This is a genomic window from Vreelandella aquamarina (genome assembly GCF_900110265.1).
GTDB classification, from domain to species: Bacteria; Pseudomonadota; Gammaproteobacteria; order Pseudomonadales; family Halomonadaceae; genus Vreelandella; species Vreelandella aquamarina.
In genome coordinates, this window is sequence record NZ_FODB01000081.1 from 1 (window position 1) to 9,790 (window position 9,790).

10 protein-coding genes are annotated in these 9,790 nt (G+C 57.2%); 5 read left to right on the forward strand and 5 right to left on the reverse strand.

All coding sequences use genetic code 11. The features are described from left to right. Positions 1-425: 425 nt before the first annotated feature. The 5 genes from BMY49_RS16070 to argC form a co-directional block, all read right to left on the reverse strand. A complete protein-coding gene (locus tag BMY49_RS16070; RefSeq protein ID WP_054644921.1) occupies positions 426-1,184 on the reverse strand; it encodes an amino acid ABC transporter ATP-binding protein in 759 nt (252 codons plus the stop codon). Between the two features lie 10 nt (positions 1,185-1,194). Further along, complete coding sequence (locus tag BMY49_RS16075) at positions 1,195-1,866, reverse strand: amino acid ABC transporter permease (RefSeq protein ID WP_054640716.1); 672 nt, start codon at positions 1,864-1,866, stop codon at positions 1,195-1,197. A 105-nt stretch (positions 1,867-1,971) separates the two neighbouring features. Further along, positions 1,972-2,739, reverse strand: coding sequence for a transporter substrate-binding domain-containing protein (locus tag BMY49_RS16080; RefSeq protein ID WP_089676041.1), 768 nt, complete (start codon positions 2,737-2,739; stop codon positions 1,972-1,974). Between the two features lie 149 nt (positions 2,740-2,888). Continuing rightward, positions 2,889-3,242, reverse strand: a complete 354-nt coding sequence (gene erpA, locus BMY49_RS16085) for an iron-sulfur cluster insertion protein ErpA (RefSeq protein WP_054640714.1) — start codon at positions 3,240-3,242, stop codon at positions 2,889-2,891. 102 nt (positions 3,243-3,344) lie between these two features. Beyond that, positions 3,345-4,379, reverse strand: a complete 1,035-nt coding sequence (gene argC / locus BMY49_RS16090; protein ID WP_062361047.1) for an N-acetyl-gamma-glutamyl-phosphate reductase — start codon at positions 4,377-4,379, stop codon at positions 3,345-3,347. A 170-nt stretch (positions 4,380-4,549) separates the two neighbouring features. Here argC and BMY49_RS16095 point away from each other — a divergent pair, with 170 nt between their 5' ends. The 5 genes from BMY49_RS16095 to BMY49_RS16115 all read left to right on the forward strand — a co-directional run bounded on the left by BMY49_RS16095 (position 4,550) and on the right by BMY49_RS16115 (position 9,399). Continuing rightward, the gene (locus tag BMY49_RS16095) at positions 4,550-6,349 is read left to right on the forward strand and encodes a chloride channel protein (RefSeq protein ID WP_089676042.1); all 1,800 of its coding nucleotides are present in this window, start codon (positions 4,550-4,552) and stop codon (positions 6,347-6,349) included. Between the two features lie 27 nt (positions 6,350-6,376). Next, positions 6,377-6,808: a protoporphyrinogen oxidase HemJ gene (gene hemJ / locus BMY49_RS16100; RefSeq protein WP_083025783.1), complete on the forward strand. Its 432-nt coding sequence runs from the start codon at positions 6,377-6,379 to the stop codon at positions 6,806-6,808. Beyond that, positions 6,808-7,617: a bifunctional hydroxymethylpyrimidine kinase/phosphomethylpyrimidine kinase gene (gene thiD, locus BMY49_RS16105; protein ID WP_089676043.1), complete on the forward strand. Its 810-nt coding sequence runs from the start codon at positions 6,808-6,810 to the stop codon at positions 7,615-7,617. Before hemJ ends, thiD begins: the two co-directional genes overlap by 1 nt. Positions 7,618-7,653: 36 nt before the next feature. Beyond that, positions 7,654-8,934 (forward strand): glutamate-1-semialdehyde 2,1-aminomutase, encoded by a 1,281-nt coding sequence (hemL, locus tag BMY49_RS16110; RefSeq protein ID WP_044628587.1) that lies wholly within the window; start codon positions 7,654-7,656, stop codon positions 8,932-8,934. Between the two features lie 87 nt (positions 8,935-9,021). Beyond that, on the forward strand, positions 9,022-9,399 hold the full coding sequence (locus tag BMY49_RS16115) for a hypothetical protein (RefSeq protein ID WP_044628586.1): 378 nt from the start codon (positions 9,022-9,024) through the stop codon (positions 9,397-9,399). Positions 9,400-9,790: the final 391 nt, after the last annotated feature.

Consider the following 9,790-nt stretch of genomic DNA (forward strand, 5'->3'; position numbering starts at 1 on the left):
TGGCAGGCGAACAGGCCTCCCAGGGTAAGACGCGCGACCTTCCTCCCATCTACCCGCCGCATCTACTTCCACATCTTCTGGATAGCTATTGGGCTTCGAGTTTCATGGCCCTCTCGCCCAGATGTGGCTGCCTCATATGCGGTTCCTGTTCGTCGGGCCAGGAGTTTGCCTACAGCTTCCTTCAGATTCCGCCTCACGACGAACACCCTTGCTGTTCAGCTAACGGTTCCCGCTATCAGGGTCCGTAGGGGACTTTCACCCCCAAGTCATCCGGCCAACCACCACGGCGGACCGGATAGCGCCTAATTGGCGCTGCGCGCCATGCCTGGCGCACCAAAAAAAATGGCCTGTCATGAAGACAGGCCATTAGATAGGACGTTTTAAGCGCAATATTGGCGATTTAAGAGCGCATGGTTAGCACGACATTAGTGCTTCAGTACCCGTGCCAGGAACGACTGAGTGCGTTCGTGTTGAGGGGAATCGAAGAGCTGCTCAGGGGTGCCTTGTTCGGCAATTTCGCCTTTATGGATAAAGATGATGCGGTCGGCTACCTCACGTGCAAAGCCCATCTCGTGAGTAACAATCACCATGGTCATACCCTCTTTGGCAAGCTCCCGCATGGCGTCTAGCACTTCGCCAATCATCTCGGGGTCAAGGGCTGAGGTTGGCTCATCAAACAGCATGAGGCGCGGCTCCATGGCCAACGCACGCGCCAGCGCCACACGCTGCTGCTGGCCACCGGAGAGCTGGCTGGGGTACTTATTTGCCTGGTCGGCAATACCTACGCGATCAAGTAGCCGCTTGGCAGTCTCTTCGGCATCCTGACGGCTCCAACCACGCACCTTCATCGGCGCGAGGGTGACATTATCGAGCACGCTCAAGTGGGGAAACAGATTGAACTGCTGAAATACCATGCCCACTTCGGTGCGGATGGTTTGCAGCGCCTGACTGCTTTTACCGTTGGGTAGCAGCGTATTGCCGTCCACATCCAGGCTGCCTGACTGAAACTCTTCTAAGCCGTTGATACAGCGAATGAGTGTGGATTTACCCGAGCCGCTGGCCCCGATGACCACGACGACTTCACCAGGCACAATTTCCAGGTCGATATCTTTGAGTACGTGCAGGCTGCCAAAGTGCTTGTGGAGCTTTTGCATACGCACAATGGGCGTTTGAGTAGAAGTCATTGTGCGCTCCTTATTGTCCGGCGAGGCCGCGGCGCTCGATTTGGCGCAGCACCAGTGAGAGGGTCCAGGTAATGGCGAGATACATCAGTGCCACCATGAAGTAGACCTCCAGCGCGGTGAAGGTGGTGGCGATATAGATCTGCCCTTGGCGTACCAGCTCACTGACCCCGATAACCGAAAAAAGCGAGGTATCTTTGATACTGATAATGCCCTGGTTACCCAGTGGTGGAATCATACGGCGCAGTGCCTGCGGCCAGATCACATAGCGAAACGCCTGCACCCGAGAGAGGCCAAGCGATAGCGATGCTTCCCGCTGGCCGCGCTCGATGGACTGAACGCCGCCGCGCACAATTTCAGAGATATAGGCACCGGAGTTGACGGCAATGGCCGCTATACCCGCTACCAGGGCGTTGATGGGCCCACCCAACAGTTGCGGCAAGCCGTAAAAGATAAACAGCACTTGGACCAAAATAGGGGTGCCGCGGAATACTTCAACATACACAACCGCAGGCCAGCGCAGCCAGCGTACCGGGCTAATACGCAGTAACCCAAAGAAAATACCGATGAAAAAACCAATCGCCAGGCCGCCAAATGAAATCAGTAGCGTCCAGGGAATACCGGGTAACAAGTAGGGGATCGACCCGAACGCAGCCGACCAATCAAACTGAAAGTTAACGTCCACGCGTTATCTCCAGGCAAGGGGAACAACGACACAGGGCCGGGGGAATGGCCGCCCGGCCCTGTGGTGAGAGTCGCTTTAAGCGTTGGTTATGGCATATAGCGCTAATTACTCAGCGCTGGGTGCTTCACCGAACCACTTTGTGTAGATCTCATCGTAGGTGCCGTCTTCACGCATAGCGGCCAGCGCTTCGTTGGTCGGCTCTACCCACTCGCTGCCTTTGTGAAATACGATGCCGTACTGCTGACCTTCGTACAGCGGGCCGACGACTTTAGTGCGACCTTCGCCACGGGTTTGTGAGAAGTAAGCCACGTTGGGCGCATCGTAAAGTACGGCGTCGACGTTACGGCCCAGCAGCGCCATATACATATCAGCGGTGCCTGGGTAGGGCGTGATATCGGCGTCTTCGCCAAGCTCTTGTTGTAAGAAGTCGTAGCTGGTGGAGCCGATTTTGGTGGCCACTGACAGTCCTTCGAGATCCTCGATGGAGGAGACCTCTTCGTTATCAGCACGTACGATGATTTGCAGACCGGAGTCGTAGTAGGGATCAGAGAAGTCAACGACCTGAGCACGCTCTTCGGTGATGGTCGTGCCAGCAATGGCAATTTCCTGACTGCCGGTTTGCACCGCAGGAATGATGCCCGAGAACTCCATGGTGGTGAGGTTGACTTCGAAGCCAGCGCGCTCGGCCACTTCGTTGATGATGTCCATGTCGAAGCCGATCATTTCACCGGTATCGGGGTCGAGCATTTCGAAAGGCACAAAGCTTGGGTCAGTGGCCACGTTGACGGTAGGTGTTTGCGCAAACGCGGTGGTACTGCCCAAACCCAGTGTGATGGCGGTCGCAATAGTAGAGGTAGTGAATAGGTGTTTCATTAGTTTCCCCATGTTTTATGTGGTTAGCCGCGCAATTTATAGAATTTTTTTTCTTATAAATTGGCTAGGCAACTGTTATTGACCTTTCAACCTTGGCGAGAAACCGCCAAGGCGTCAAGTCATGGGGAAGGGGTTGCCACCAACGTTGGTCACACCATAAACGAGGCGCCACATCCGCACGTGGTAGTGGCATTGGGGTTTTGGATACGAAAACGAGCCCCTGCTAGGCCCTCCTCGTAATCCACTGTGGAGCCTACCAAATACTGATAAGAGAGCGGGTCGACCACTAGCGTTGCATCGCCAAATTCGATGAGTGTGTCGTCTTCAGCAACGTTTTCAGCAAAGTCGAAACCGTATTGAAAGCCAGAACAGCCGCCGCCGGTAACATACACGCGCAGTTTCAGCGCCGGGTTACTCTCTTCAGCCATTAACGCTTTGATGCGTTTGCGTGCACTGTCTGACAGTAACAGAGGAGTTGGAACAAAAGCTTCTGCACCGCTCATGGGTACCTCCCGCGAGCTTTAAGAACGAATAATCCGTATTAGGGGGTGATTATGGGTAATTCCCAGCAAATTGGTCAACTATTGCTGGGAATTCCTCAAACGTTAGGGCATCAGCGCGGGGGCGTTAAGCCCCATGTGCTCATCAAAGCCAAACATCAAGTTAAGGTTTTGAATGGCTTGCCCAGAAGCGCCCTTCACCAGGTTATCAATGACTGAAAGCACCACAACCGTATTGCCGTTACCCGGGCGGTGGACCGCGATGCGGCAGGTATTGTTGCCTTTGACACTGCGGGTTTCCGGGTGGCTGCCGGCGGGCATGACATCGACAAACGGCTCGTTGGCGTAGCGCTGCTCAAAGAGCGCCTGTAGATCTTCTGGCTCGGCGGTCAGCGTGCTGTAAAGCGTGGCGTGAATGCCGCGAATCATAGGCGTTAGATGGGGAACAAAGGTCAACCCCACTGGGTTGGGCTGCATATCGCCCAAGCCTTGACGAATTTCCGGCAGATGGCGGTGGCCACCCGCGCCGTAGGCCTTCATGGATTCACTGGCCTCGGCCAGCAGCGAAGCAACTTTGGCACCGCGGCCAGCACCGGTCACACCAGATTTGCAGTCGGCAATCAGCTGGTTCGGATCAATTAAGCCAGCTTCTAACAGCGGCAGATAGCCTAGCTGAACGGCGGTGGGATAGCAGCCAGGGACAGCAATCAAACGAGCCGTTTTGATCTTTTCGCGGTGCATTTCGGGCAGGCCGTAAACGGCTTCTTCAAGCAGCTCCGGCGCGCCGTGGGGCTGGTCGTACCAACGGCTCCACTCGTCGGCATCGCGCAGGCGGAAGTCCGCAGAGAGGTCGATGACGCGGGTGCCGTTGGCCAGCAGCTCGCCCGCTAAGGCATGGGCAACGCCGTGGGGAGTCGCAAAAAACACCGCATCCATTGCGCCTAGCGCCTTGGCGTCGGGTTCGCTGAATGCCAGCGTGTCGTAGTGACCGCGTAAATTGGGGTACATGTCGCACACTTTTACGCCCGTCTCCGAGCGAGAGGTGATGGCCTTGACGTTTACCTGAGGGTGCTGAGCCAGCAGTCTGAGAAGTTCGACGCCGGTATAACCGGTGCCACCCACGATGCCAACGTTAATCACAAACCACTCCTTGTGCGCTTCGCGCAATCGACGCTTGAATAATTAACAGCCTAATCAGTGTGGCCAGGCTGTTGAAGTGTATCCAGCTATGATACACAAGAGAGCCAGCGCTTAAGAGCGCTGCGCAACGCGAGACAATGAAACGAACAATAAACGCAAGGACGGACGTTGTGGCACGTTTTTCTCGGTCAGATTTCACTCTAGAGAGCTTTCGCCGCCAGTTGGCGAACGTGGATGCCTTACCGCAGCTGTGTGTGCTGGGGTTGGTGTCTGGGGTGATTACTGGGACGGTGATGGTGGCATTTCGCCTGCTGCTGGAAGCGGGGGCGGCGCTCTACATGCCGGACGGTGATCCGGAAGCCTTCGAAGGGTTGATGCCTTGGCTAAGAGCACTTCTGCCGATCGTCGCCGTCACATTGATTGGCCTGTTGCTATATCGGCAGCGCTCCGCTGCGCGCAAGCTCGGCGTCAGCCATGTGATTGAGCGTCTCACCTATCACCAGGGGCGTTTCCCACTGCGTAACTGGCTGAACCAGTGGTGGGTGGGGGTCGTCTCCGTGTTGGGTGGCTTATCCGCCGGGCGCGAAGGCCCTGCGATTCATTTAGGCGCGGCGGCTTCCAGCGGGTTAGGGCTAAAGCTGCGGCTGCCCAATAATAGCTTGCGGGTGTTGGTCGCTTGTGGCACGGCAGCCGGTATTTCGGCCTCGTTCAACACGCCCATTGCTGGGGTGATCTTCGCCATGGAAGTGGTGATGATGGAGTACACCCTGATGAGCTTTATGCCGGTTATTTTAGCCTCCACCATGGGCGCGCTGGTGGCTCAGGTGATGTATGGCAACGAGCCCGCCTTTCGAATTCCTGAGGTGGCGCTAGGCTCGCTGATGAACCTGCCCTGGATCGTGGTGATTGGCTTGGTGATTGGTTTAATGGCTGGGCTTTTCATTCATATTTCACGAAGTCAGCGCCTACAAACCCTGCCGCTGTGGTTGAGATTGGGCGTCGTGGGTGTCGGCACCGGGGTATTGGCGTGGTGGTTTCCTGAAATCCAAGGCATTGGTTACGACAGCGTGGCGGCAGCGCTGAATAATCAGTTGGCGATCAATGTGCTATTGGCGCTGATGGTTGCCAAGCTGTTGATTACTGCGATTACCGTTGCAGGCGGCGTGCCGATCGGCATTATTGGCCCGGTACTGGTCGCTGGGGCGGCCACTGGTGCACTAGGCGGTATGTTAGGGGGCTGGCTATGGCCTGAGAAAGCTGCTGACCCAGGGATTTATGCCATGCTCGGTATGGCAGCCATGATGGGGGCTGTTCTTCAGGCGCCTCTTGCAGCGCTGATGGCGCTATTAGAGCTGACGCATACACCCAATATCATGCTGCCAGGGATGCTGGTCGTGGTGGTGGCCTGCTTGACGTCGCGGCAGCTGACGGGCTGTGAAGGTTTCTTCATTAGCTCAGTACGCTATGGGTTACACCCGCTGCAGCAGCCGTTGATGCAGGCGCTCTCCCGGGTATCGGTACCGGCGGTGATGGAGCGCCAATTAGTGCGTACTGAACGGATGATCACGCCAGACCAAGCTCGCCGCTTGCTGGAAACCAACCCCATGTGGCTAGTGATCGAGCGCTCTAGTGAAGAGAAGCCCGTGCTGGCGCTGAAGGCGGCGGAGCTTGCCCGCTGGCTGCTGGAGCACGATGAGGCGCTCGATGGAGAAGCGCCGCCGGAGGATGAGTTAATTGATCTTTTGGAGATTCCCGGCCAGCGTCTGGAAATGGCCCCGATTGGTTTGCAGGCCACGCTATCGGAAGCGTTTTTAAAGCTTCAAGACAGCGCGCTTGGGGCGCTTTATGTGGTGCATGGCTATCGACCAAAGCAGCAGCGAATTTCAGGTATCATTACCCGGGGCGCGATCGAGCGTTATTACCACTACACTGACGCTCGGCAAACAGATGCCCGCGAGACCGATTCCTAGCCATATGCCACCGCCTAAGGAGAGACCATGTACGAATGGGTAAAGGCTATTCACTTGATGGCCGTTGTTACTTGGTTTGCCGCACTGTTCTACCTGCCAAGACTTTATGTGTACCACGCCATGGCACGCGATAAAGGCGATGAGCAAGCGATCACTTACTTCAAAACCATGGAGCGTAAGCTCTATCGCGGCATTATGACGCCATCCATGATCCTGGTGCTGATTTTTGGTGGTTGGATGCTCTATTTGGTGCCTGCGTGGTTTAGCCAGGGCTGGATGCACGTTAAGCTCACGCTGGTTGCGCTGTTGATTGCCTACCACCACGTTTGCCTGATCTACCTGAAGCAGTTTGACCAGTCGCGCTGCACCAAGAGCCACGTATTTTTCCGCTGGTTCAATGAAGCGCCCGTGATTGCGCTGGTCGCGATAATTCTACTGGCGGTAGTGAAGCCCTTTTGATGCGCCAACCCCTTCCCCCCGTCGTTTTAGTGTTAGCGGGCCATGACCCCACGGGCGGTGCTGGACTGGTCGCTGATAGCGAAGCCATTGCTGCCTGCGGCGGTTGGGCGGTGACGATCCCCACGGCGATGACCGTGCAGAACTGCCATAACGTGTCGCGGGTGATGCCCGCCGACCCTGGCGCCATGCGGCAAATGGCCGAAGCCGTCGGTGATATGCAGATTGCCGCGATCAAGCTCGGCCTGCTGGCGGATGAAGCTACGCTACGCGCTGCGGAGCAAATTATTCGCCGTTTTCCTGGGGTACCCGTGGTTGCTGACCCGGTTCTCAAAGCAGGGGGAGGCACTATGTTATCCACAGCTGCTTTGCAGGCGCTTTACCGTGATCGGCTGTTACCGCTTGTGGATATCTTAACCCCGAACCGCTTTGAGCTAGCGGCGCTGACGCCTGAGATCCATGAGCCTTATGACGATACCGCCCGTGCGGTGTCACTACTGTCTCAGGGTTGCCAAGCGGTGCTGGTGACGGCAACGGATGACCCATTACCAGGTACGGCACAGCAAGTGGTGCATACACTGCATTCGCCCGACACCACTCGCCAGTGGCAATGGCCGCGGCTGCCGGAAGTATTTCATGGTTCCGGCTGTACGCTCGCGTCAGCCTTAGCAGCGCGTCTAGCGGTAGGTGAGCGCTTACCAACGGCGTGTGAACAGGCGCAGCACTTTACCTGGGAGAGCTTGTCTCACGGCTACCAGCCCCCGAGCGGGCAGTGCTTGCCGAATCGCTTGCCACGCCCCGTGCGCTTTTGATCTCATTGGTAGTAAGTCATTTATATAGAGGATGCCATGACCACATCTGCTGAACTGTTTGACCTCGCGAGTCGCCATATTCCTGGGGGCGTGAACTCTCCTGTGCGTGCCTTCAAAGGGTTGCACCGCCCGCCGGTCTTCATGGAGCGTGCGCAGGGTGCCTACCTATTTGATGTGGAGGGCAACCGCTACGTCGATTACATCGGCTCCTGGGGACCGATGATTACCGGTCATGCTGATCAAGACGTACTGGCCGCGGTGCGGGCACGGTTGGATAACGGGCTCTCGTTCGGTACCCCCACCGCCGTGGAAACCACCATGGCCGACCTAATTTGCGACATGATTCCCTCCATGGAAATGGTGCGCATGACCAGCTCGGGCACCGAGGCCACCATGTCAGCGATTCGGCTGGCGCGGGGCACCACGGGGCGGGACAAGATCGTCAAGTTCGAGGGTAACTACCACGGCCACTCGGACTCCCTGCTGGTAAAAGCGGGCTCCGGTGCCTTGACCCACGGCGAGCCCAGCTCTCCGGGCGTGCCGGCCTCGCTGGCCGAGCACACCATCACGCTCTCCTACAACGACCCGGAGGGGGTGGAAGCGTGCTTTGCCGAGATCGGTGAGCAGATTGCCTGCATCATCGTCGAGCCGGTGGCGGGCAATATGAACTGCATTCCGCCTCAGCCAGGTTTCTTGGAAACCCTGCGCCACGTTTGTAACGAGTACGGCAGCATCCTGATTTTTGATGAGGTGATGACCGGTTTCCGCGTCGCGTTGGGCGGTGCCCAGGCTTACTACGGTGTCACGCCGGATCTGACCTGCTTGGGTAAGATCGTTGGTGGCGGTATGCCAGTCGGCGCGTTTGGCGGTAAGCGCGACATCATGCAGAACATCTCTCCGCTGGGGCCGGTGTACCAGGCAGGCACGCTGTCGGGGAATCCGCTGGCCATGGCTGCCGGGGTGGCACTACTCACCAAGCTGCAGGTACCGGGCTTCCACGACGCCTTGAGCCAGCGCGTACAAACGCTGTGTAACGGCCTGCAAGAGCGTGCCAATGCGGCGCGAGTGCCGATGATGACGCAATCAGCGGGCGGCATGTTTGGTCTTTTCTTTACCTCTCAATCGCGGGTCGATAACTTTGCCCAGGCGACTGCCTGTAACCCGGATGCCTTCCGCCGCTTCTTTGGTGCGATGCTTGATCATGGCGTTTATCTCGCGCCTTCTGCCTATGAAGCGGGCTTTATGTCCAGTGCCCATACGCCTGAGGATATCCAGCTCACTCTGGATGCCGCAGAGAAAGCCTTTGCTGTTATGTAACACTGGGTAACTGGTAATTAGAACGCCTGCTACACTGCAAGAGCCGCTCATGTTGAGCGGCTCTTGTGGTTAACGAGGTAGCTAACCATGAAACAACCAACGGCTTGGCAGGCTTTACGTTTACACGGCGCTTTGTTTACCGCCGTGCTCACCTTTGGCTTTCCCTTAACAGGGCTAGCCGCACAGGAGCAGGATATGACCCAGATCCACATCACCATGAGCGGCTCCCCCGGCGCAGAATTCTCAGCCCACTGGCGCATTACCCATAACGGCGAAACTGTCGAACATCCTGAAACCCGCGGCACTGTACCCGCAGAATTCACCTTTGAAGGCGACACCCTAGAAGGAACGGTCAAGTTGTTGAGTGACGACGAGCGGCTAGAGGTCGATATCGTCAAAGGCAGCAACCGCTCGCGCTCTTCAACCCAAGGCAAGGGCGGCACGCTGACGGTGGTGGTGCGTTAGGTGACAAATCGAGTAGGAGGGGGAGTCGCCTCCCCCGTCCTCTCACACCACCGGGCATACGGATCCGTACCACGGCGGTTCCTGTCATCCACTATTGGACTGAGCTTCGTTCCGCTGAATCCGCCCGCCTGTGTGCTCTAAGCGCTTCGACAGTCGTTGGGCTTCCGGCCCGCCACACAGTTATCGAGAGCCCTCCGGGGAGGCTTCTGCTCGTACACATCAGAAAGCGGTCAACTATCCGCTCGTGACAGGTTCAGCCCTTCAGCTCTTGGTTAAAGAGCCTACTATGACCTCTGCTGACTCCTGTTCGCCCATCCCGACACCTCACGGTGTCGGTAGCCAATGGCAGGCGAACAGGCCTCCCAGGGTAAGGCGCGCGACCTTCCTCCCA

Bases quoted from the DNA above. Each gene is read 5' to 3' on its own strand.
- BMY49_RS16080 (WP_089676041.1), bottom strand. From the start codon at position 2,739: ATGAAACACCTATTCACTACCTCTACTATTGCGACCGCCATCACACTG.
- erpA (WP_054640714.1), bottom strand. From the start codon at position 3,242: ATGAGCGGTGCAGAAGCTTTTGTTCCAACTCCTCTGTTACTGTCAGAC.
- hemJ (WP_083025783.1), top strand. From the start codon at position 6,377: ATGTACGAATGGGTAAAGGCTATTCACTTGATGGCCGTTGTTACTTGG.
- BMY49_RS16115 (WP_044628586.1), top strand. From the start codon at position 9,022: ATGAAACAACCAACGGCTTGGCAGGCTTTACGTTTACACGGCGCTTTG.
- hemL (WP_044628587.1), top strand. From the start codon at position 7,654: ATGACCACATCTGCTGAACTGTTTGACCTCGCGAGTCGCCATATTCCT.
- thiD (WP_089676043.1), top strand. From the start codon at position 6,808: ATGCGCCAACCCCTTCCCCCCGTCGTTTTAGTGTTAGCGGGCCATGAC.
- BMY49_RS16070 (WP_054644921.1), bottom strand. From the start codon at position 1,184: ATGACTTCTACTCAAACGCCCATTGTGCGTATGCAAAAGCTCCACAAG.